The organism is Algoriphagus marinus, assembly GCF_001936475.1.
Lineage (GTDB): Bacteria > Bacteroidota > Bacteroidia > Cytophagales > Cyclobacteriaceae > Algoriphagus > Algoriphagus marinus.
Genome location: NZ_MSPQ01000008.1, coordinates 1 through 21,992, shown reverse-complemented (window position 1 = coordinate 21,992; position 21,992 = coordinate 1). Strand labels below are relative to the sequence as shown.

Sequence of the window (21,992 nt, the reverse complement as noted above, 5' to 3'; positions counted from 1 at the left end):
TGCGGGGGGATGGTAACGATTTTTATTTTCTTTTTCCATGTTTTTTTGCCCCCGAATTCATCGGGACAAGACGCAGCAAGACAAAAACTTGGATCGTAGATTTTCTACACATTGAAAATCCTAAGATTAGGATTTGACATTATAAACATTGAATTGCTGAGCTTTGAAAAAATACATTTAACCATAAAAAAACCGAAACAAATCTATCTCGGTTTTTTTAAGTTTTTATTTATTCATCTTCCTGTTCATCAGCTTTATCCTTTAATAACTTAGTAATATCAATAGGGGGTAGCAAATAGCCTCCCATTGGCCCCAAATTAGTAATTTGGTAGATAATATTACGTAAGTTATTTACCATCATATTGAGCGTAGAAAATCTTAACAGATTGTTTCTTAGTCCATCTTCAATTTCTTCAGATTCACTGATTTTGAAAGTACCACCACCTTCAACCATTATTTTATATCCAGGGAATTTGTTTTCCTCGTCTAGATTGACTTCAATTATAGTTATCAATTGGATTTCGCCATTTTCTTCGATAGGGCTCATACCAAAATCTATTTCGACTGGATAGGAGAAAAACAGTTCTTTTGGGTCCAGTTCATCATTTTCAGGAACTATAAATTCATAATGAGACTCCAAGAGCTTGAAATCCAATAATTGTAAGGGTGAGAATTTTGCTTTCATCCTGCCATTGCATAATCATCCTCGGAAGCTTTTTCCACTGCCATTACTAGTTGAGGATTTGGTTTTTGATTTTTCAAATTAAAATACTGCTGGGTAAGAACCCATTTGCGATGATAATCAGTGATTTCTTCATTTAATCGCTCTTTAATCATCTCCTCAGTCATTACCTGCTCATTCTCTGCCAAAATAGCCTGCAACTGAATCTCCAGCACTTTTTCCAATTGGGTAAGGGTTGAAAGCTTGTAATCATTCTGTCCTTTTACCAATTTGCTTACTTGCTGACGAGTCACACCTAGCGCTTTTGCCAGATCGGTTTGATTCCAGCCTTTATCATCCAAGGCATCCAAAATGCGCAAAGCAATTCTTGTTGCCTTCTTGATCCATGCCTTATTTTCTTTTCTAAAAGCAACTTTTTCCTTCCAGTTGGAGGTTGGATTCTTTGCTGCTAAATTCTTTAATTTTTCTTCTGTAATGCTCATTGTCTTAAATGTCTAAGTAAACGAACTCTCCTTCTTCACCTTTCTCTTGGAGGTAATCTCTTACCAAATTGAGTTTATAAAGCTCATCTTTTGTGTGTTTCCGATCTTTCATTTGATCCGTCAATTTAATGGCACCCCCAGTAATAACGTAGGAATTTCCATACCGAATAGCATACACTCTCAAAAATGAATTATTGAGTGTTCCATATCCTTTTAATTGTTGTAAGTCATAAGCTTTTCCAGCTTCTTTATTGTGTAGCGGTTTTAAAAATTCGCCAAGATGACTTCCTGATTCATCTTCAGCCAATTTAAATAAGGTTTCAAACAGCAAATCCGCATCATCGATGGCTATCTCAACTATCGAACTGATTCTTGCTTTGCCATAATAGGCTTCATAATCCTTTTTGTATTGTATGAAAAACTTGCGTAATTCTTCTGGATCTGACCATGTTTCTTGTAGTATTTCAAGCGCATCTAGCTTATTGTCATCATACTTAACAGCAAAAAGACAGTCCCTAGAGCGCTCAAATATAGTAACAATATTCATAGTGTCAACCTACAGGTTTACATTTTGGTTCAATAGATATTTATTTGTCATAATGAATCATTCAAAATCTCGAATAAACGTCATCCTTTATCTCCTCACATATTCTCGAAAAGTCAGGAAATAAAAACTCTTTTGTAATTCCGGCTTCTTCAAGGCTTTCCAAAATGGAATTTCTAAGTGAATTACTGAAATAATACTTTGAGATTTTCCAGTTGAAATAATCGTCCTCTTCAATTAAACCAGATCGACCAAAATGGGGGAGACCATCTCCTGAACGCTCTTTACCTATAGGAATAATGTTTATATCCTGATTTGAAAACCAACCTTCTTGGTTCTTTATTCTGTCATCTATGAAATGATTTCGAGGATTAATAAATCTAGCAACTCTTGTATTAAAGATGTTTTCATCTTCAGCACCTTTAACATCCCATTTTTGAATTGTAATCGTTTGAACAACTCTATCAAAATTACCCATCTGACTTTCACTAAATGCAAACCATAAAGCAACCAAAGAATTAGTCGACCAATCAAGTAGTCGTGTAGGTAAACCATAATGTTGAGCATATGCCAAAACTTCGGTGTTTGAAGAAGTCTCTTTTTTTAATTTGTCTAGCTTGCTTTTGAAGCTTTCAAATAATGTTTGCTCTATCTCATAAAAAGATTGCTCAAGATCAGCCTCCATTACTTCTCGATAGAGCCTCGATTCTAGTTTCCAAGAAGCATTCTTCTGACCTCGAAATAGTCGGAATTCATCATCATCAATTAGATGTAGTTGTAAAAATGAAATAAACTCATCTAAAGAATTCATTCGGAATTTATCTGAGGCTAATCTTTCCATATCATAATCTTAAATCTCCAACTTATCCCATCTTTCTAAAAATAACTGATTATTGAGAGAGTTAAGATTTACAATACCGCGAGTTTTATATTGTTTAACCTTTAAAAGTGCTTCCACTGAAGTACAAACAAAATACTGCGGACTATCAGGTAAATCAGCATTGATCTTGTCGCCATTCAGATTGACGAAAATATAAAAGCAGTCCTGCTTAACAGCAGTATTCATTAGAGGCCATCCTACGTTTTTAGCTTTATATATTGACTTTACTTGGACAGAAATTCTCGTATTACCTTTCTCCGCAAAAAGGTCAACTGCTTTGGCATTACCCAAGGTCATACCGACAGACCAACCTCTTCTATACAACTCTGCTGCAACAAAGTACTCTCCTGATAAACCTGTATTATTTCGATGTATTTCAGCCATATAGCTTTTAGTTAACTTGAAAGTTCTACTATTTTTAGAGGGTAGCTGTTTGTAGCCATTTCCCTTGAAACGCTGATTATCGAAAATTTGGCCACATTTGATGTGAATGCTTCTATATTATTAATTACATCGTTTCTGACACCTTTCGGGCAAAAGGCAAGAACAAACTCAATATTTTTTTCAAAAAGATTCAAAAATCTTTCTTCATCGAACGAATGAATATTGTTAGGGCTATTTTGGAAAGATTGAAAAACTTCTCTTACGAAATCCTTATTTGTCGTTAAATCATTGGAAAGTCTAGATGATGAAATTAAAATCTGATTTGTGAGTTCTCTCAACTTAGCATCAAACCCTGCTTTTACATGAATAAGGTAAATCGTAGTGTCTGTTTCGTAAAGTAAATCACAAAGTTCTATGTTTTGCCCCAACATTCTATCGAGCACAATAAAACCTTGTTGATTCAAATAGCTAAGATTATAGACTCCTTCAGTCTGACTAGAGTTCCAGCTTAAAGCTAAAGGATTGTTTTCCCAAAACTTCGCTTTTAAGATTTGTTTGCTTTCTGAATTAATTGTATCAATAAAATCCCCTTTCGCCTGATACCAACGATTGTCTAGGAAAAAATAAGATGTTTGATTTATTTTATATTCACAATTTATGTGTGTGATGAATGGTGCTTTTGTTACCTCATTACCTCCTTTAAAACCTTTTATTTGTATTCCCCAAAGTATTCCATTAAAATCAAATTGGTTAATACTTCCATGATCATTCCTGATTTTAGTTAGAACTCCCTGATATATCTCATTTCTATTATTTGTGGAGTACATTGGGACTTTGCCTTTTTTGTAGAAGGCTTGAAATGAATCACATTCATAAAACATTAAAAGTTTTTGAGGATGAACAAAATCAAAATCTAGTTGAGCATGACTTCCGCTAGCTACTCTTTGAGAATCATCAAAAATATTAGTAGACAAGCCTGGAATCAATGAATTATCACAAAATTCTTGATCTTTCACTTCTTCAAAACGACTTATTCTATTGTTTGATGGTCTTTGTAAAAGATCACCTACAATTTGAAGTAACTGATGGGTTTCGTCAAACGTTAGTTTGTTCTTTAACCAAAATGAGTTTCCTATTTCAATAAATTGCTCTGTATTTTCAGTTAATGGTAAAAAATTAAAGATTTCAAGAAACCCCTCTTGGTTTATCCCAATTAATATTTTTATGGGTATTCTTCCTAATGATAAAGCGTCAATGAGAATTTGTTGTTCTTTAAATGTTGAGAATTGAGAGGTTAAATTTCCAGATAGGGATCTAGAAAATAAAGTATAAACAATATCGGTAGTTGGGTTTGAAAATTTTTCATATAATTCAAGACCAAATGAATAATTGATGAACCTTTTTATAGCTGATATACCTCGTCCGCCAACAATGCAGAATATTCTATCTTCTAATTCTGCGAATAAAACAAATGACGAGGCCTTTACATTAAAATCATTATCCTCGGTGATTTCAGCAGGTAAATATACTTTCCATGGGGAAACATATTCGACTTCATTATAAACATATAGACTATATTTAATATTGTCCTTTTGATATTCTGGTAAGTTTCCATCATAATCAATTTGTCTCAGGGAGTGCTCTACGTGATAGTTAATGATGTGATGGATAATTCCCGAGCTCGAGTTTAAATTTCGAAACTCATAGAATCCCCGATTAATTTGATAGACTTTTACGTCATGAGGGCTTTCAACTTCCATAATTGATATTTTTAAAAATTTAAATGCTAAACAACCTCCCTCAAACAACTCTGCATCAAATCCTCCAGCTGCTGAGTGTTTTGTTCTATTTCTTTCTCTAGGCTATCACAGAAGCCCATTAAGGCATTGACTTTTTCTACAATGGCTTTTTGTTCCGCTTCTGGTGGCAATCCGATAATCAAGTTTCTGAAAAATTTAAGTGAAACAAAAGGTTGTGCTCCTCCTGCGGCTTCTCCCTGTAAACTCATAGCAATGAATTGACTAAAGAGTTTTAGAAACCCTGGAACGGGTAATCCATATCGATAATGTTTGAAAAGTGCCACATTTTTTATTGCAAACTCTGTTACTATTCCAACCTCAACTTGGTTACCAATATTTCCTCCTATCATTGAAAACAAAATATCACCTGAGTGAACTTGTGACCTTTGAATCACCTTTAAATAATCTTCTAAAGAAATCCTTCTTGCTGTCTCAAAATCGATTTCACCGTTATTGAAATTCTTACTTGTTACGAGTGGATAAGTATTAGAACCAAGGGCATCTTTTGGCGAGTCATGTGTACCATCTCTAATATCAAATATCTCTTGAAACCTACACCAAACCCATCCTTCAGGCAAGTCATAAGTAATCTCCTCATCTGAGATCTCTGGAAGTAGTTTTTCCTTTTTGATTTTTCCAGCTTTGATCAGTTGGGCTTTTTCGGCTTTGATGCGTTCGAGTAGGGTAGTGGCTGACTCCATTTCCGGTCCCTGAGCTTGTCGAAGGGCGCGCCAATCTCGAGTCAGCTTCCCCTGTACAGCCAATTGCAAAATGCTTTCCCGGAGTTTTTTGATGCTGCTTTTCTCGGTAAAGAAGGTTTTAAAATGGGCTTGTAAATACCCCCATTCGGTGGCGGTATCTCCATTTGCCAATTGATTCAAGGCAGAAGTCACAAAGTCTTCTTTCAGCTTTATACGCGCTTTGCTTTGCTGCTCTAATTCTTCAACTTCTTTAAACAAAGTATTGACTATGCTGACAATGGCTTTTTGTTCTTCGAGGGGAGGAAGAGAAAATTCCATTAGTTTGACTGTCCCAGTACCAAGTTCAGTTTGTTTAGTGCTTCCAGAAACTCTTCCCGCAACTAAATTTTGAATTAGAGGGCTTGCGGTGAAAGTCCATAAATAATCGTGAATAATATATTTCTTGAACCCTCTTACTACTGTGACATGTGAATCTGCGACAACTTTAGAAAAATCAGAACCAGGATAAGAAATTACTCTCCCAATCGTACCATCTCCGGTGGAGTTCCATAGCAAATCACCCACTTGAAGAAATCTTTCCTCACCATATTTTTCGAGAGATTCTTCGGTTATGAAATTAGCTCTCGATATATCGAAACCAGCCCATTGAATGCATTTTTGTGAGATGACAGGTATTTTTGGTTCTTCTGTATATTTTGGTGATTTTCCTCTTTGTATATATTCACAAACATTATTTAATCTAGTCCAAACCCAGCTTTCTGGTAATTCATATGGAATTTCATCTTCAGTGATATCTGGAAGTAATTTTTCCTTTTTAATCTTATTATTTTGTATCAAGACTTCTTTTTCAGATCTAATTCGCTCTAGTAAAATAGAAGCAGGCTCAACATCAGGATTTTCTTCACGCCACTTTTTAGTGAGTTTGCCCTGAACAGCAAGTTGCAGGATCAAGCCTTTTAGCTCTTCTGCATTTTTGGGATGCATCGTCAATTCCTTGAAATGTTCTAATAACTTCATTTATTTCAAAGCCTCGGTTAGTATATTTATAATCTCATCCTGTATGCTGCTGATCTTTTTGGAAGTACCATTGTATTTTTCCAGAATCACGGCTGGTGAAGCTAGGTCATCTGCTTCCTGATGTGGGTTTTTGATATCCAGATTATAACCTCTGGCTTTAATCTCATCCGCTGACACCTTCCAGGCATAGGCATTGTATTGTTCATCTTCCCGGTTATTCCACCAAGCTTTTTCCAAGTCAAACTCCTTGATATGGATTGGCTTGCCCTTGTTATAGCTCTTTACCCCATCCGGATAGGGATGCTCAAAATACCAGATGTCTTTGGTGGGTGTTCCTTTTTCAAAAAAGAGCACATTGGTTTTGATGCCTGTGTAGGGATTAAATACGCCATTGGGAAGTCGCACGATGGTATGTAGGTTGCAGCGCTCCATCAGTTCCTCTTTGATTCGGGTTTTCACACCTTCCCCGAAGAGCGTTCCGTCAGGTAAAACCACGGCACATCTTCCGCCATCTTTCAGCAAGCGAATAATTAGGGCCAAGAAAAGATCGGCAGTTTCTTTGGTTCGGAACTTCTGTGGAAAATTGGTTTCGGTACCATCTTCTTCCACACCCCCAAAAGGAGGGTTGGTCAGGATGATATCTACCTTATCCCCAGCACCCCAATCCGCATAAGGCTTGCTCAGCAAATTATCTCTACGAACGGCTGGTACATCAAAGCCATGCAGCATCAGATTGGTGGTACACAGCAAATGCGGTAAAGGCTTTTTCTCGATTCCTCGAATCGTAGCCTGCAAATCCCGCTCATCCTTATTGTTTTGCACCAGTGCTTTTTTATGATCAATGGTGCAGGTTAGAAATCCACCGGTACCGCAAGCAGGGTCAAGAACAGATTCTTTTAGCTGAGGATTGATGATATCCACCATAAACTGCGTGACCGCACGTGGAGTGTAATACTCCCCGGAAGATCCCGCAGATTGCAGTTCCTTTAGAATGGTTTCATAGAGGTCATTGAATAAATGTCGATCAGAAGAGCTGTTGAAATCGATGCGGTTGATTTGGTTAATTACCTGACGGAAAAGCGTTCCGTTTTTCATGTAATTGTAGGTGTCTTCAAAAACCGATCGGATAATCTTAGCTTGAGGACTGATGGTGATATCCAGTTCTTTAAGAGCAGGAAACAGCTTATTATTAATGAAGTCCATCAAGTCATCGCCCGTCAGGCCTTCTTCATCTGCAGCCCAGGTTTGCCATTTGAGGTTATCAGGAATCGGGCTTTCGTAGTCCTCAATGGTGATTTCCCATTCTTCCTCTTTATCGGCAAAAATCTTCATAAAGAGCATCCACACCATTTGGGAGATACGCTGTGCATCTCCGTCTACTCCTGTGTCTTTCCGCATGATATCGCGGATGCCTTTAATGTTTGTTGTTATTAGGGACATTTTTATTTTTTAAATTCTTTATTGTTCGTTAATTGATCCCAACGGGATCAAATGTTTATAGCTACAATTCGAGATGGAAATGTACGACCCCGAGGGGGTCGTATTAATCCGGACAATCGCTCCATTGCTATAAATATGTGACCTCTTCGAGGTCTGTCCTTTTCGTTCGTTATTTATTTTATAAACATTTGACCTCTTCGAGGTCTAACTTTATTCATCTTCTATCCATTTGAATAAATACTCTTCCTTGAATTCTACCTCAAATCTCTTCAAGAAATCAATGTATTCTTCCTTGAATGATTTTTTTCGATGATGTTCCTTTTGATTTTGAATATATGCAATCACATGATCTAAGGCAGAATGTGAATAGGAAAAAGCTCCATAGCCTTCCTGCCATTCAAATTTCGATTTGGTAAATTTCTTTTCGTTAAATAAATGTATTAGACGACTTTTTAATCTCTCGCACTAAATCAGATACACAGCCAGATGGTTTCAAGCCTATTAAAATATGAATATGGTCAGGCATCCCATTAATAGCGATTAGCTTTTGTCCTTTGTTGGTTATTATCCCTGTGATGTATTTATACAATTCTTCCTCCCAAGATTGAGAAATCAAACTATACCGGCCTTTTACTGCCATTACCACTTGGATATATATTTGTGAAAAGGTGCCCATCTTTTATTCCTCAAAGGACATTATTAAGCCGTTTGATATATTTCGTTTTCTAATTCTTTGATTGCCGCATCAAAATCTTTGGGTTTTCCAAAGGCTCGTACCAATTCTACTGGTGAACCTAGCAGATTAAGCGGCTGTACTTTGAGGATTGATCCTTGTTCGATGGTCGTGATTCCCTCTTCTTCATACTTATCCAAAAGGGTGGTTAATACTTCCTGAGCCTTTTCACTGTATTTGGAGAAGTAATTGCGCTTACGCACATTTTCAGCCCGTTCTTTTCTGGTGAGGGGAGGTTGATCAAATGCGACATGACAAATCAAATCAAAAGCATCCATGTCTTTGCCCACTTCCTCACGTAAAGCTTCCAATAATATTCCCTGCTCCGCGAGTTCAGTTAAAAGTGCTTCTTTCTTTTCTGATTCAGACCAACGTTGAATAAATGCATCTAAAGAACTGAAGTTCTTATCAATGTTTTTGCGCGTATAATCTTTTAGCGATTCGGTGATTAATCTTCCATCAGAACCGAAATATTGAATCCGTTCATTGATTACTGTGACAGGCACATCATTAACGTAGTACTTTCTGGGCTCCGCTTCAGGATCTCCTTCCAAAATATCAATATTCGGAGGAAGGGTTTCTAATTCAGGTCGCTCTGGATCTGCAACTAGATCAAGATCATCTGATGGTTCTTCTTCTGGTGGCACAGGTGATTCTTCAATTCCTGGTTCATAAATCTGTACAGGATCTCCATCAAAATCAGGATCAGCAAAGAGATTGGTCGCTTTTCTAAAGTCAATAATGGTGAAGAACAGTTTTCCTTCCGCTTCTCTTATTCTAGTACCTCTTCCAATAATTTGCTTAAACTCAGTCATGGAAGCGATATTGGATTCTAAGACAATAAGCTTCACCATTTTAGTATCGATTCCTGTGGTAAGCATTTTAGAAGTGGTGGCGATTACAGGAAAGCGCTCTTCCACATCGGTGAAGTTATCCAGCTCCCTTTTCCCGATCTCATCATCTCCGGTAATCTTGACGACATAATAAGGATGCTTTGATACCAAATCCGCATTAGCATTGATCAGTGCCTGTCTCATTCGTTGCGCATGTTCTATGTCAATGCAAAAGACAATTGTCTTGGCGAATCGATCTGTGGCTTTCAGGAATTCAGTAATCTTCTCGGCGATCAGTTGCGTCCGCTGATCGATGACCATTTTCCTATCGTAATCCTTTAGGTTGTAAATTCTATCCTTGATTTCATTTCCATATCTATCCAGCATTCCTGCCGATGGTCTCCAGCCTTCATCTAGATTTGTCGTGATTCGAACTACTTTATAAGGAGCCAAAAACCCATCCATGATTCCTTGCTTCAGGGAATAGGTATAGACAGGCTCACCATAATAATCCATGTTGGAAATATCCTTGGTTTCCTTTGGAGTAGCAGTCATTCCTATCTGAGTTGCTCCCTCGAAATAGTCCAGGACTTCTCTCCATGCAGAAGCTTCAGAAGCTGATCCTCTATGGCACTCGTCCACGACGATCAGATCAAAGAAGTCCTTGCTGAATTCTTTGTATGCGTTTTTCTCTTCTTCGTTACTTGTTAAACCCTGATAAAGGGCGAAGTAAATTTGGTAGGATTTATCAATCTTTCGATTTTTAATGATATGCATGATATCATTACCAAAAGGGGAGAAGTCCCCATTTTTGGTTTGAGTCAATAAGGCATTCCGATCAGCTAAAAACAGAATTCGTTTTTTGATTCCTGTTTTCCATAATCTCCAAATGATATTAAATGCAGTGTAGGTTTTGCCTGTGCCAGTTGCCATCACCAATAGGATTCGATCTTGTCCTTTTGCAATTGCTTCAATGGTTCGGTTTACTGCATTAGCTTGATAATAGCGGGGACTCATTCCGCTTTCATCGATATGATAATCTTGCTCGACTATTTTCCGTTTTTCAGGTTCTTCTAAGCCATTATATTTTAAATATTTAACCCAAAGTTCCTCAGGATTTGGAAAGGAATCCAAACTTATTTCCTCTTCTCTTCTTATATCGTTTGTTTTGTCATGAAAGACAAAAGAATCCCCATTCGAAGTAAAGACAAAAGGAAGTTGAAGGATTTCCGAGTATTCAATTGCTTGCTGCATTCCTGACCCAACAGGCTTCTTATTGTCCTTTGCTTCTATGATTGCAATCGGAATGTCATTCTTATAATAAAGAATGTAGTCAGCTCTTTTTCGTTGACCTCTGGTGTGAAGACTTCCTTGGACAATCACCCTTCCATCAGTGAAAGAGACTTCTTCGCGAACTTGCTTTTTGATATTCCATCCAGCTTTTTCAATAGCTGGGGTTATTAATTTGGTACAGACGTCGCGTTCAGAAAGGGTCTTCTTGTCCATTAGAAAAAATTAGATCAAAAATTACTTTCTAAAGATATTAGTTTGAGCCAGAAGGAAAAATCCTTTGGTGTAAGTTTTAGTAGTTTTTTATTCGAAATCGAACTTAATTTTAAATTATAAAAGAAAACCATAGGGATTTTTGAGCAAACAGAGAGTTTCAAGAGGTATCAAGTGCTGTAAAACGTCTTTCATTTCCCCCGATTCCAGGCATTGAATTGATTATTCTACATCATTACCCAACCTGACAGTAATTAAAAAATTTACATGAGGCGTTTTATCCTCCTAGGCAATAGGCGTAACTTAGTTCTCAGATGACAAAGAGTTCCGAAGAAAAGAGTTTGTTTCAAGAGTTTGAGAATTTGCTGATCAAAGCTACTAATACAGCAAATGAGGGCATTACCATCAGTGCAATGGATCAGCCTGACCGTCCACTTATTTTTATCAATGATGGCTTTGAGCGATTGACTGGCTACTCCAAAGAAGATGTAGTGGGGAAAAATTGTCGTTTTCTGCAAGGGGAGGAGACCGATCAGGCTCCTATCGAGCAACTTCGAAGAGCGATTCGAAGCGGCGAGCAGACTACAGTAGAACTTCTCAATTATAAAAAAGACGGGACGCCTTTTTGGAACAGGCTATCCATCACCCCACTCAAAGATCAAAATGGAATGACCACGCATTATGTGGGCGTACAGTCAGATATCACTGAATTGAGAGAAACGCAGCGGAAATTGAAAGCTGCAAATGAAGAGTTGGAGCTCTTTCAAAAGAAGATCAATTTTGAATTGGACGAGGCAAGAAGGGTTCAGAATTTTATCCTGCCAACTACTCATCCTACTACTTCAAAAATTCAGTTTGCTTCCCTCTTTGAACCAGTGGATCAAATTGGAGGAGATTTCTTTGATATCATTGATCTGGGCGATGGACGCTATGGCGTATTAATCGCTGATGTGACGGGACATGGCGTGCCTGCAGCGCTGTTGACCTTTATGACTTCATTTGCCTTTAAGAATATTGCAATCCAATCGACTTCGACAGCTCATGTAGTCAGTGTCACGAATGAGAAATTGTATAATAAAATGCCGAGAGGTTCTTTTATTACGATGTTTTATGCCATTTATGATGCGAATGACAAGACGCTAAACTTCACACAAGCCGGTCATCCCGAAGGTTTTGTCCTCCGTCCTGCCATAAAGGAAGTCATTTCATTAAAATCGGAAAGCCCATTGGTGGGTGCTTTCAGCAGTAAATCAGTTAACTATTCCGAAGCCAAAATTCAGCTTCAAGTCGGAGATAAATTTTTGCTTTACACGGATGCCATACTAGAACTCTGGAACAGAGATGAGGTCATGCTCAATCGGGAGGAGTTTATTTCTTTTCTGGTAGACAACGCACACTTACCGATTGCAGAATTATTGGAAAGTGTCAAACAGTTTGGATTACAGTACAGTGGAAAGGAAACCTTCAATGATGACTTTACTATGGTTGGATTTGAGGTTTTAAAGTAAAATCCTGGAGAATTATCTGATTACGGAAGGAGGATTTTTTTGAATTAACCCTCAGAATCCATCCCCCGCAAAGGCACAGAGACTCAAAGACAGAAGAAACAGCAATGCTAGTGTTTCCCATAAATTAAGTCGCTTTTACCTTTTGCTGGTTCAATTGCGGATATACATATTCTGAAATTACAATCTGTAAAAAAGGAATAGAAGCGCGAAACTACTTTTGGTACTCTATTTTGAGAATTTTCCACACAAAATCACCCAATTTGGTATTCACTATCACCTCATCTCCAACAGTTTTACCAAGAAGCGATTTAGCCATGGGAGAGTCCATAGAGATGTAATCTTTGTTACCTATTAACTCTTCGTAACCAACAATTCGAAGACGATTTTTAAGACCTTTCTTTTCGTTTTTTATTTCTACCCAAGCACCAAAATTCACTATTCCTTCTTGGTTGGGGTGGTAGTCAATCACTTTAAAGTCATCTATACACTGACGCAAATAACGTAGGCGATTATCAATTTCTCGAAGACGTTTTTTGTTGTAATGGTAATCGGCATTTTCCGAACGATCTCCCAAACTTGCGGCCCATGCCACCTTAGCGGTAACGTCAGGACGTTCTACTCGCCACAAATGATCATGTTCTTCCCTTAATTTTTGTAAGCCTTCGGAAGTAATAAATGGTGAGCGATTAAGTTTTGGTAGCGTTGATTCTGGGATTTTGCGCCTCATGATAAATGATCTTACTTTGAAAATTTTCACAAGATAATAGATTGATGAGAATTGGATTGTAAGCCCCTTGCGACGCTTCCTGTTCTTGATTCATTGTTTTGATTGGTTGGGGATTTCGCTTTCGTTTGAAAAATTGGATTTAGCGAATTGAAAATCTAATCACAGCGCTTAATCCCGATAAATGTGGATCTTTGGGCTTTAGATTTAGAATAAAGGCGCTTTATTTTTATAAAATGTGTATATATGCTTTCATTCCAGTTACCAAATTTTATGGATATTCACCTCGACTTCGCTCGGTGAGCCTTAGGTTTTAAATTAGGTGGGGGAAGAAAATGCGGCCTCGCCGCATTTTCTTCCCCCACCATAATTAACCCCGAATCCGAAGGCCGAGCGAAGTCGAGGCCAGTTTGATCTACTAGCATAATTGCGAATAATCAGATTATAAAAAACAGCTTGACTATTATTCAACTCTTTCAATCCTGAATATTTACAACCTGATTCTTCAAGGTATCTACCAATTATTTCCCATTATTATTTTCCAAAATGAGCCTAAAAAATATACCCCTTACCAAAAGTCTAGCATTTAATACGCATCTGGAGCAGGTAGACCTTGGTTTTGATTTTTTGATCTCAGAGTTTGGCTATGAGCTGAGCAAGAGTGAATTCAAAGGCAGGGAGTTTTGGATCGTTTATTCGAAGGAGGCCATCGCCATTGAGATTGTGTTTGAGGTCGGTGGGCTGCCGTTTGTGACGATACGAAATAATAACCTGCCTCAGGATGAGGATGCTTATTTTGATACTGGAGATAGCATAGAGGAATTTAGCCCAAAAGCGCAGCAGCTCAAGAACAGCCGCTATGAACGAAGGGAAAAGCCCGGTGCCAACCTGGCGGATGATTATGCTTTGTATGGACGGGAAGAACATATTGCCTATTTGAAGGAAGCTGCTCGCACCGTCCGCGAAAATATTGAATTGAGAAGAGGAGTGCTGGGTATGAGAGCTTAGTGGGGATTTACTAGTAAATAGAACGTTTCTTGAATCACTTAGTCAAAAAGAAAACAGCACTTTAGCGTCCGATTAATCTTAAGCTATTTTCTATTTTTATACTAAATCCTTTCCAATGAAAAAACGATGATTGAATCCCGTCCAACAGAAAAACAGATTCGAAAAAGCATGCTGGAGCGATTAAAATTGGATCATTTACCGCGCTGGGTTCATGGCATCGGGTTAGGCGGTACTTTAATCGTATTCCTGTTTTTTCTTGTGCTTTTTGGCGTTTTTCAGGAAGTTCCGGTTTGGACGGATTGGACTCCAGCAGATGAATTTCTTCAGCCTGAGTATGGTGAGCAAATCTATCCGGATAGCATCTTTCGAACACGAATCAACACCTGGTCCAATCTGGTGTATATCTGTTTTGGTTTTTATGCCATCGCATTGGCGATCTACGATTGGAAAAGGAACTGGTCTTTGGCCCGAGGGTATCTTTGTGCTACTCCAGCGATAGGTTTTTTATTTGGCATTTCCGGAATCTATTTAGGATTAGGAAGTGGGTTTTTCCATGCTTCGCTAACCCGATATGGGCAGCAGTTTGACGTAGGAGGGATGTACGCCATGATGATTTGTATGGTGGCGATTGCGGTTGGCAGTTGGCTTCCTCAGATTCAGTTCAGGAGAAATTCCAAAATTTACCCCAGCTGGCCAATCATTGCTGTTTTGGCTATTTTTAGTTCGATTTACTTTTCGGTTTACAAATGGGATTATTCTTTTGCCAGGATTTCCAATTACCTGACTGCAGTACTTTTTCTATTTGCGATATCCAGCCTGATTCAACCAGGAAAACACTTGCAAATCGCTTGGTTTGTGGCTGGAGTTGCTTCGATTCTTTTAGGTTCAAAAGTGCGTGACCTTGATATCGCTGACCAGTTTAGCGCTCCGGACGCCATCTTTCAAGGGCATGCTGTTTGGCATTTCCTGTCTTGTATGCTGTTTGTGTTTTTGTACTTGTATTTCAGGTCTGAGGAGCGTGAGGGAAATCGAATAGGGTAGCCCAATTCTTTCAACACTTGTAGATTGGCCTTGCAGTACATTTAAACTTTGGGATTTGGTGCTTTTAACGTTTTCACTGAGAGGGATTGTTTTTAGATTAAGTGGAGTCTTTAGAGGCTAAAGCTTGTCTAGAATCATCAGAAATAGAGTGGCCTTTTTTTAAATTATTACATTCTTTTTTATGATTATCCGCAAAGATGCCACTAGGCAAATTTAATTAGGAGATATAAAGGTCAATGTTTGGTAGCCTAAGATCCGAAGGATCGTAACAATTCATAACCCCCGGTGTAGCCGGGGGCAAAGTCAAGATATTAGAAAAGGAGCCCTGAAAGGGTGACACGTTGAAGTTTCACCCTTTCAGGGCTCACAGGAAGGAAATTATCAATGACTGCCCTGCACTCCGTACAGGGTCATGAATGGTTTGGCTCCTTCGGAGCTAATTAAGAAGGCTATTTGAGATTTTGTAAAAATTTCGACTTCATAAATCTTATTCTGCTTTCACTTTAGTGCTGGTGCAATTGCGGATATACATATTCTTTTTTATGTAAAACCACTTTCTGGAAATGAGAGTATGTTTTACAATCGATGACTAAGATCAATCATTTCAATGCCTTACATCATTGGTATCTGCTGTGGATTTATGGAATTTGATAAGTGGCAGTTTCAGATAGCGTAAAAATTGAGGTAAAAAGCCCAATAAAATGATGCGCTATTGAATGATGCTTAAGATAAAAACACCAAAACCTTAATGACAATGAAAAGCTATTTCATATCCGGCATTGTGGCACTTGTTGTAACTCTGGGAGTGATTTGGGCAGCCCCTCAGATCCTGCCTAATGCTAAAACACTCAAAATTGAGCATTTAGATGGTGCGCCTGTAAAAAGTTCGCTCTATACGCTCAACGAAAATAATGAAATTGTACCTCTTGATTTCACGGATATTGCTGAAAAAGTCATGGATGCAGTTGTTCATATTAAGTCTACCCATACTGAGAACTACTCAAGTCGACAGCCTCAACAGTATCGAGAGTTGCCTGATCCTTTTCGGGATTTTTTCAGGGATGATTTCTTCGACCAATTTTTTGGTCCCCCTGACCAGAGACAGTTTCCGGATCAACCACAGGTACGGATCGGAACAGGTTCGGGCGTGATCATTAATGATGAAGGATATATTGTGACCAATAATCATGTGATTTCGAATGCAGATGACATCGAAGTTACCCTTCACGATAATCGCGTCTATAAGGCAACTGTAATTGGGACAGATCCAAGTACGGATTTAGCTTTGATCCAAGTGAAGGAAAATGGTTTACACTCTTTACCATTTGTCAACTCCGATGAAGTGAGAGTGGGCGAATGGGTGCTTGCAGTGGGTAATCCTTTTAATTTGAACTCCACCGTTACTGCAGGAATTGTAAGTGCTAAATCACGAAATATCAATATTTTGAGAGATCAGTATGCTATTGAGTCTTTTATTCAGACAGATGCTGCCATCAATCCAGGGAATAGCGGGGGTGCATTGGTAAACTTGCAAGGAGGTCTGATTGGAATAAGTACTGCTATTGCTAGTCCTACCGGATCTTATGCAGGTTATGGATTTGCAGTGCCATCCAATATAGTTAATAAAGTAGTTGATGACCTTTTTAAATACGGTGTTGTACAACGAGGATATTTGGGAGTAACCATTCGTGGTGTTGACGGCAACCTAGCAAAAGAAAAAGACTTGGAGGTGAATCGTGGCGTATTCATCGATAGTGTAGCAGAAAATAGTGCTGCATTGGATGCAGGAATTAAAGTCGGGGATGTGATCTTGAAGATTGATGATGTTGAAGTCAGTACAGCTCCTGAACTTCAGGAGATTATTGCCCGCCACCGACCTGGAGACCAGCTAAATTTGAAAATAGCCAGAGGAAAACAGCAACTTGATTTGAAAGTGGAACTTAAAAATCGAGAAGGGGAAGTAAAGTTTCTAGCCAAGAATCGAGAAGAGATTTTCAATGTATTGGGGGCTGAATTTGAAGATGTAGAAAAAGATGTGGCGAAGAAACTTGAAATTGAGGGAGGAGTGAGAGTGAAAAAATTATACCCGGGGAAGTTGACAAAACATACCGAAATACGGGAAGGCTTCATCATCACAAAAGTGGACGGTCAAGTAATCAAAAATACCGAGGAATTGGCAAAAGCCCTTGAAAACAAAAAAGGCGGAGTTCTAATAGAAGGTGTTTACGAAGATCTTCCGGGTGATTATTACTATGCTTTTGGCTTATAAAGCTTATTAATTCAAGTTATTTCTGGACTTATCATCAATGGTTTGGAGTGATATAGTATCCAATCGATAAGTTGGTGATATAATTAATTAATTGTTATATAATTTATATTATGTTAAATAGATATTTGCGACTTCTTCATATTCTAGATTATTTCTATATTCAAGCCTGATTCACCACCACCCCGTATTCAGGCAGCTATGAATAAATTAATACCCCGATTAGGGCTTTACCTTGGACCGATTGCTTTCCTGTTGATTTATTTTTTGGTGGAATCTCCAGGACTTTCCGTTGAAGCCAAAGCCATGCTTGCTCTTGCGGCTTGGATGGCCACTTGGTGGATTTCTGAAGCGATCCCAATTGCAGCCACTGCATTCCTTCCGTTGATCTTTATGCCGCTGCTTGGGATACTTCCTATTGGAAAAGTATCCGCCAATTACATGCATCCTACCGTCTTGCTCTATATGGGCGGTTTCCTTTTGGCAACAGGAATTGAGAAATGGGGATTACATCGCCGAATTGCACTTAACATAATAAATTTATTAGGCACTGACCTGCGCCGCATCGTGTTGGGATTTATCCTTGCTACAGGATTTCTTTCCATGTGGATTTCAAATTCAGCTACATCTCTGATGATGTTACCGATTGGTTTGGCAGTTGTTAGCCAGTTTAAAGCTCAATTAGGCGATGGAAACATAAGTATCGCTGATCGGCTGGGTAAAAATATTATGTTGGGAATAGCCTATAGTGCATCCATTGGCGGAGTTGCCACCTTGATTGGAACTCCGACTAATGCCATTATGGCTGCGGTTATCTCGGATTTATACGGGTATACCATTGGCTTCAATGAATGGTTTATGTTTGGACTGCCACTATCGGTTTTCTTATTGTTGGTATGCTGGTATTACTTAGTTTCCTCTGCCAATCCACTACCAAAGCGATTTAGTTTGCCCGATGAAAAAAGCATTATCGGTAAGCAGCTAAGTCTTTTAGGAAGAATAGGTTATGAAGAGTGGAATGTGATGCTGGTATTCGGGTTAGTTTGCTTTTCCTGGATTTTCAGAGAGATTCTTATTCAGCCTTTTTTACCACAAATCAATGACACCATTATAGTGCTATTCGGAGTCGTTTTACTCTTTATCCTTCCCTCCTCCTCTGGCGACGATCGGATTTTGGATTGGAAAACCGCCGAGCGCATTCCTTGGGGAATCTTAATTCTGTTTGGAGGAGGACTGGCATTGGCAGAAGGTTTCCAAAGTACCGGTTTGGCAGAATGGATCGGTCAAAAGTTTACGCTACTCGAAGGAATCAGCTTCTTCTTACTGCTGATGATTATCATCGCTTCAGTAAATTTCCTGACGGAAGTTACTTCAAATGTCGCTACCGCCTCCATGCTTTTACCGATTTTGGCTTCCGTGGCGATCAAGTTGGACTTGCATCCTTTTGGATTGATGGTCGGAGCTACCTTGGCGGCAAGCTGTGCTTTTATGCTTCCGGTCGCCACGCCTCCCAATGCGGTGGTTTTTGGTTCGGGCTATTTACAGATGAAAGATATGGTGAAAGCCGGATTTTGGCTGAATATCTTTTCCATCATTTTAATTACCCTCATGGTGTATTTTGTACTGCCTTGGATGTGGGGGATTGATTTGCTGAGGAATCCTTTCTGAGTTAGGAAGTTGGAAGTCGGAGGTTGGAAGTTTGGTTACTTTGAAATTCGACGTTTAACATTGATTATTCTAGATTTCTTATTAGAGTTCTGTTGTTGTGGTTGTCCTGGTTGTTAGTACTTCGCTATTCGACGTCTAGTATTCATCATTCGCGGTTTGTTGTCGGTTATCGGTTGTCGGATTTGAGAAAATCATAAATCTTCTATCAAAAATCCAAAATCTCATTCCATCCCTAATTCGATTGGATTCGTCACAATTTTTTGTATGTCTTTAAGCATCGAACTAATCTTGGCCTATCAATTAGCCAGCAGCAATGGGAACTCGAAACCGCTTTTATCTTCTGATCATCTTAGGAATAATTTATAATCTTATCTTAATGATTTCAGATACTAAAAGTCCAAAAACAGATCACCAAGTTGCCGAAGTTGAGCTAAACATGAATTTCCAAAATCAAAAAACCAACCCATGAAAAGCCAATCTCTAGCTTTCCGACAAATCGAATGGTGGATCGTCACCAGCGCGATTTTAACAGCATTTATTTTTATCCTTTTTGGATACCAACCTCGATCTTACAACGATTCGGGCCAAGAAATTTTCAAGTTTACAAGTCGACTGATTATCCTAGCTACTTTATATAGTGCTTTCCATTTGATTCATATGGTCCTAATTCCGAAGTATCAAGTGGAAACTAAAAAATTGCCATCCGTAGTCTGGATGGTAGTCATTGGGCTTGCCTCATTCGCTGTGAGCGCTATTTTTGGGTATAATGCTAATTTGATCAAAGCGCCTTTTCCTGCCTTTTATTTGGGAACTGTCGTTCTTTATATCTGCTTTCTTTTAGGATCACATGTTTTAAGTCAAGCACTTACCCCCCCCAAAGTCCGAGACTTTCAGCTTTACAATATTTCTAGGCTGATTTTTGTCTATCTTTTTGTTTTTCTGTTTCTACTCCAACTCAATCCAATTGTTAGCGATGGTCCATCTATTATTTTTGGAATATTTATTCCTTTGATATTCGTAGCCAGCCTTTTCAATTTCTTTTTAGTCTATGGAAAACGAAAGCAAGGTCTCATCAAACAATCCAGATCATATAATTGGGGATTAATGGCCTTAATTCTGATAGTTTTCATGATCATCTCCGCAGAGGCAAATCAAGAAGAAATATTCTTCATAGGTGGCTTAGGGACAGTTGCTTTCATCCAAGTGCTATTTTTCCCCCTGACTTCCCTGCTTTTCAAAAAATATGACTCGTACATAGGTCAGATCACCTCGCTTTCCACTCAGGTAAATCAAGGTTCGGCCAACCTGAGTTTCCTCAAATCCCAGATCAATCCACACTTTCTATTCAATGCGCTGAATACGCTTTATGGATCTGCTTTGACTGAAAATGCGGAAAAGACATCCGACGGAATTCAGAAGCTTGGGGATATGATGCGATTTATGCTACATGAGAACCTACAGGATAAAATCTCGATCAAGCGGGAAATCGAATACCTTCAAAACTACCTGGATATCCAATTGCTTCGCTTCGGAAAGGAGCCAAATCTGGAGCTTTCCATCCAGATTCAGGAGGACTTCTGCGAAGGCGAAATCGCCCCGATGATGTTGATTCCTTTTATCGAAAATGCCTTCAAACATGGCATCAGTACTAAAAACAAGTCTTGGATTAAGATTAATCTTCGATGCCTGAAAGGTTCTATTCATCTCGATGTAGTGAATAGTGTGCATCCCAAAAAGGCCACCGAGGATCCAAAGGATGAATCTGGAATCGGATTGGAAAATGTCAGAAAACGCTTGGAACTACTCTATCCACAAGCACATTCTTTGACTATCGTCGGGAATGATGCGGAGCATTTCGTACATTTTTCCCTTCAATTAAAGTAATATGATCAGTGCAATCGCCATAGATGATGAAAATATGGCCTTGGAAGTAATCAAGGCTCATGCTTCAAAAATCCCTTTTCTGGAACTCCAAGCTGTATTTTCCGATGCAATTCAAGGCTTGGAGTACCACCGAAATAATCCGGTCGATCTGATCTTTCTGGATATCAATATGCCGGACATTTCCGGGATTGATTTGGCCACTATGCTTCCAAAGGAAACCTTGGTTGTCTTTACTACGGCCTATTCTGACTTTGCCGTAAAGGGTTTTGAATTGGATGCGCTGGATTATTTACTCAAGCCTTTTCCGCTAAGTCGCTTTATGAAGGCTTGTCAAAAAGCGCAGGAATGGAAAGCGTTGCAACCCTCACATGATGCAGGATATTTATTTGTGAAGACTTCCGAAGGGCAAATCCGGGTGAATTTTGAAGAGTTACTCTTCTGTGAAGCAGCAGGGAATTATGTGACTTTTCAATTGGAAAATGGAAAACTAATTTCAAGAATGACCTTCGGGGAATTGGAAAAGCTCCTTCCCTCCTTTTTCCAAAAGACGCATCGCTCCTTCATTGTCAATAAAAACCGTCTTGACAAAATCGAACGTCACCAGGTTCATTTGGGAAAACATGTGGTACCGGTAAGTGTAAGTTTTATAGGGACGATTTTGTGAATATCCTTCGATGTTTCAAGTTTATTTAACCGCAAAGCCAACAAAGGTTTCGCAAAGAAAACAATAGATACTTTTTGGTCCATTTCCAATTCTTAAAAATTCAGTTCTATTTTTTATTCTCTGCTCTCTATTCTCCCCCGATATTCTTATGGATCAGGCAAGGTTTGGTTGATAATTTTTTTCGTGTTTTCTATTATCACGGATTAAGGCAAAAATCCGGTTGATCAATTT

The 21,992-nt window shown here is 38.7% G+C and carries 17 protein-coding genes and 1 pseudogene; 7 read left to right on the top strand and 11 right to left on the bottom strand.

The features are described from left to right. Positions 1-229: 229 nt before the first annotated feature. From BVC88_RS13530 to hsdR, 10 genes and pseudogenes are all read right to left on the bottom strand, one after another. Positions 230-685, bottom strand: a complete 456-nt coding sequence (locus tag BVC88_RS13530) for a preprotein translocase subunit SecB (protein ID WP_075351245.1) — start codon at positions 683-685, stop codon at positions 230-232. Continuing rightward, positions 682-1,164: a helix-turn-helix domain-containing protein gene (locus BVC88_RS13525; protein WP_075351244.1), complete on the bottom strand. Its 483-nt coding sequence runs from the start codon at positions 1,162-1,164 to the stop codon at positions 682-684. Before BVC88_RS13525 ends, BVC88_RS13530 begins: the two co-directional genes overlap by 4 nt. Positions 1,165-1,168: 4 nt before the next feature. Then, positions 1,169-1,711, bottom strand: coding sequence for a hypothetical protein (locus BVC88_RS13520; RefSeq protein WP_075351243.1), 543 nt, complete (start codon positions 1,709-1,711; stop codon positions 1,169-1,171). A 61-nt stretch (positions 1,712-1,772) separates the two neighbouring features. Beyond that, complete coding sequence (locus BVC88_RS13515; RefSeq protein ID WP_175574421.1) at positions 1,773-2,519, bottom strand: FRG domain-containing protein; 747 nt, start codon at positions 2,517-2,519, stop codon at positions 1,773-1,775. Positions 2,520-2,558: 39 nt separating this feature from the next. Beyond that, positions 2,559-2,972: a PDDEXK-like family protein gene (locus BVC88_RS13510; protein ID WP_075351241.1), complete on the bottom strand. Its 414-nt coding sequence runs from the start codon at positions 2,970-2,972 to the stop codon at positions 2,559-2,561. A gap of 11 nt (positions 2,973-2,983) precedes the next feature. Next, entirely contained in the window at positions 2,984-4,732 is a 1,749-nt protein-coding gene (locus BVC88_RS13505) for a DUF6119 family protein (protein ID WP_075351240.1), read from the bottom strand. 26 nt (positions 4,733-4,758) lie between these two features. Then, entirely contained in the window at positions 4,759-6,489 is a 1,731-nt protein-coding gene (locus BVC88_RS13500; protein ID WP_075351239.1) for a restriction endonuclease subunit S, read from the bottom strand. After that, the gene (locus BVC88_RS13495; protein ID WP_075351238.1) at positions 6,490-7,929 is read right to left on the bottom strand and encodes a class I SAM-dependent DNA methyltransferase; all 1,440 of its coding nucleotides are present in this window, start codon (positions 7,927-7,929) and stop codon (positions 6,490-6,492) included. 210 nt (positions 7,930-8,139) lie between these two features. Further along, positions 8,140-8,605: pseudogene (tnpA, locus tag BVC88_RS21770) on the bottom strand (IS200/IS605 family transposase). Between the two features lie 23 nt (positions 8,606-8,628). Further along, complete coding sequence (gene hsdR / locus BVC88_RS13485; RefSeq protein WP_075351237.1) at positions 8,629-11,001, bottom strand: EcoAI/FtnUII family type I restriction enzme subunit R; 2,373 nt, start codon at positions 10,999-11,001, stop codon at positions 8,629-8,631. Between the two features lie 311 nt (positions 11,002-11,312). Between hsdR and BVC88_RS13480 the strand changes: the two genes are divergently transcribed. After that, on the top strand, positions 11,313-12,506 hold the full coding sequence (locus tag BVC88_RS13480) for a PP2C family protein-serine/threonine phosphatase (protein ID WP_075351236.1): 1,194 nt from the start codon (positions 11,313-11,315) through the stop codon (positions 12,504-12,506). Between the two features lie 211 nt (positions 12,507-12,717). On the opposite strand, the gene greB is transcribed toward BVC88_RS13480, so the two are convergent. Then, positions 12,718-13,233, bottom strand: a complete 516-nt coding sequence (gene greB / locus BVC88_RS13475) for a transcription elongation factor GreB (RefSeq protein WP_075351235.1) — start codon at positions 13,231-13,233, stop codon at positions 12,718-12,720. A gap of 543 nt (positions 13,234-13,776) precedes the next feature. Between greB and BVC88_RS13470 the strand changes: the two genes are divergently transcribed. The 6 genes from BVC88_RS13470 (at position 13,777) to BVC88_RS13445 (ending at position 21,761) form a co-directional block, all read left to right on the top strand. After that, complete coding sequence (locus tag BVC88_RS13470; protein ID WP_075351234.1) at positions 13,777-14,238, top strand: hypothetical protein; 462 nt, start codon at positions 13,777-13,779, stop codon at positions 14,236-14,238. Positions 14,239-14,364: 126 nt separating this feature from the next. Then, positions 14,365-15,279 (top strand): ceramidase domain-containing protein, encoded by a 915-nt coding sequence (locus tag BVC88_RS13465; protein WP_075351233.1) that lies wholly within the window; start codon positions 14,365-14,367, stop codon positions 15,277-15,279. A gap of 754 nt (positions 15,280-16,033) precedes the next feature. Beyond that, entirely contained in the window at positions 16,034-17,548 is a 1,515-nt protein-coding gene (locus BVC88_RS13460; RefSeq protein WP_075351421.1) for a Do family serine endopeptidase, read from the top strand. Positions 17,549-17,746: 198 nt separating this feature from the next. Then, the gene (locus BVC88_RS13455) at positions 17,747-19,213 is read left to right on the top strand and encodes an SLC13 family permease (RefSeq protein ID WP_075351232.1); all 1,467 of its coding nucleotides are present in this window, start codon (positions 17,747-17,749) and stop codon (positions 19,211-19,213) included. A gap of 465 nt (positions 19,214-19,678) precedes the next feature. Further along, positions 19,679-21,097: a sensor histidine kinase gene (locus BVC88_RS13450; protein ID WP_075351231.1), complete on the top strand. Its 1,419-nt coding sequence runs from the start codon at positions 19,679-19,681 to the stop codon at positions 21,095-21,097. 1 nt (position 21,098) lies between these two features. Next, on the top strand, positions 21,099-21,761 hold the full coding sequence (locus tag BVC88_RS13445; RefSeq protein ID WP_075351230.1) for a LytR/AlgR family response regulator transcription factor: 663 nt from the start codon (positions 21,099-21,101) through the stop codon (positions 21,759-21,761). Positions 21,762-21,992 lie beyond the last annotated feature (231 nt).

What these genes read in the sequence shown, in the direction of transcription:
- BVC88_RS13530 (WP_075351245.1), bottom strand. Translation starts at nt 685, where the DNA reads ATGAAAGCAAAATTCTCACCCTTACAATTATTGGATTTCAAGCTCTTG.
- BVC88_RS13525 (WP_075351244.1), bottom strand. Translation starts at nt 1,164, where the DNA reads ATGAGCATTACAGAAGAAAAATTAAAGAATTTAGCAGCAAAGAATCCA.
- BVC88_RS13520 (WP_075351243.1), bottom strand. Translation starts at nt 1,711, where the DNA reads ATGAATATTGTTACTATATTTGAGCGCTCTAGGGACTGTCTTTTTGCT.
- BVC88_RS13515 (WP_175574421.1), bottom strand. Translation starts at nt 2,519, where the DNA reads ATGAATTCTTTAGATGAGTTTATTTCATTTTTACAACTACATCTAATT.
- BVC88_RS13510 (WP_075351241.1), bottom strand. Translation starts at nt 2,972, where the DNA reads ATGGCTGAAATACATCGAAATAATACAGGTTTATCAGGAGAGTACTTT.
- BVC88_RS13505 (WP_075351240.1), bottom strand. Translation starts at nt 4,732, where the DNA reads ATGGAAGTTGAAAGCCCTCATGACGTAAAAGTCTATCAAATTAATCGG.
- BVC88_RS13500 (WP_075351239.1), bottom strand. Translation starts at nt 6,489, where the DNA reads ATGAAGTTATTAGAACATTTCAAGGAATTGACGATGCATCCCAAAAAT.
- BVC88_RS13495 (WP_075351238.1), bottom strand. Translation starts at nt 7,929, where the DNA reads ATGTCCCTAATAACAACAAACATTAAAGGCATCCGCGATATCATGCGG.
- hsdR (WP_075351237.1), bottom strand. Translation starts at nt 11,001, where the DNA reads ATGGACAAGAAGACCCTTTCTGAACGCGACGTCTGTACCAAATTAATA.
- BVC88_RS13480 (WP_075351236.1), top strand. Translation starts at nt 11,313, where the DNA reads ATGACAAAGAGTTCCGAAGAAAAGAGTTTGTTTCAAGAGTTTGAGAAT.
- greB (WP_075351235.1), bottom strand. Translation starts at nt 13,233, where the DNA reads ATGAGGCGCAAAATCCCAGAATCAACGCTACCAAAACTTAATCGCTCA.
- BVC88_RS13470 (WP_075351234.1), top strand. Translation starts at nt 13,777, where the DNA reads ATGAGCCTAAAAAATATACCCCTTACCAAAAGTCTAGCATTTAATACG.
- BVC88_RS13465 (WP_075351233.1), top strand. Translation starts at nt 14,365, where the DNA reads ATGATTGAATCCCGTCCAACAGAAAAACAGATTCGAAAAAGCATGCTG.
- BVC88_RS13460 (WP_075351421.1), top strand. Translation starts at nt 16,034, where the DNA reads ATGAAAAGCTATTTCATATCCGGCATTGTGGCACTTGTTGTAACTCTG.
- BVC88_RS13455 (WP_075351232.1), top strand. Translation starts at nt 17,747, where the DNA reads ATGAATAAATTAATACCCCGATTAGGGCTTTACCTTGGACCGATTGCT.
- BVC88_RS13450 (WP_075351231.1), top strand. Translation starts at nt 19,679, where the DNA reads ATGAAAAGCCAATCTCTAGCTTTCCGACAAATCGAATGGTGGATCGTC.
- BVC88_RS13445 (WP_075351230.1), top strand. Translation starts at nt 21,099, where the DNA reads ATGATCAGTGCAATCGCCATAGATGATGAAAATATGGCCTTGGAAGTA.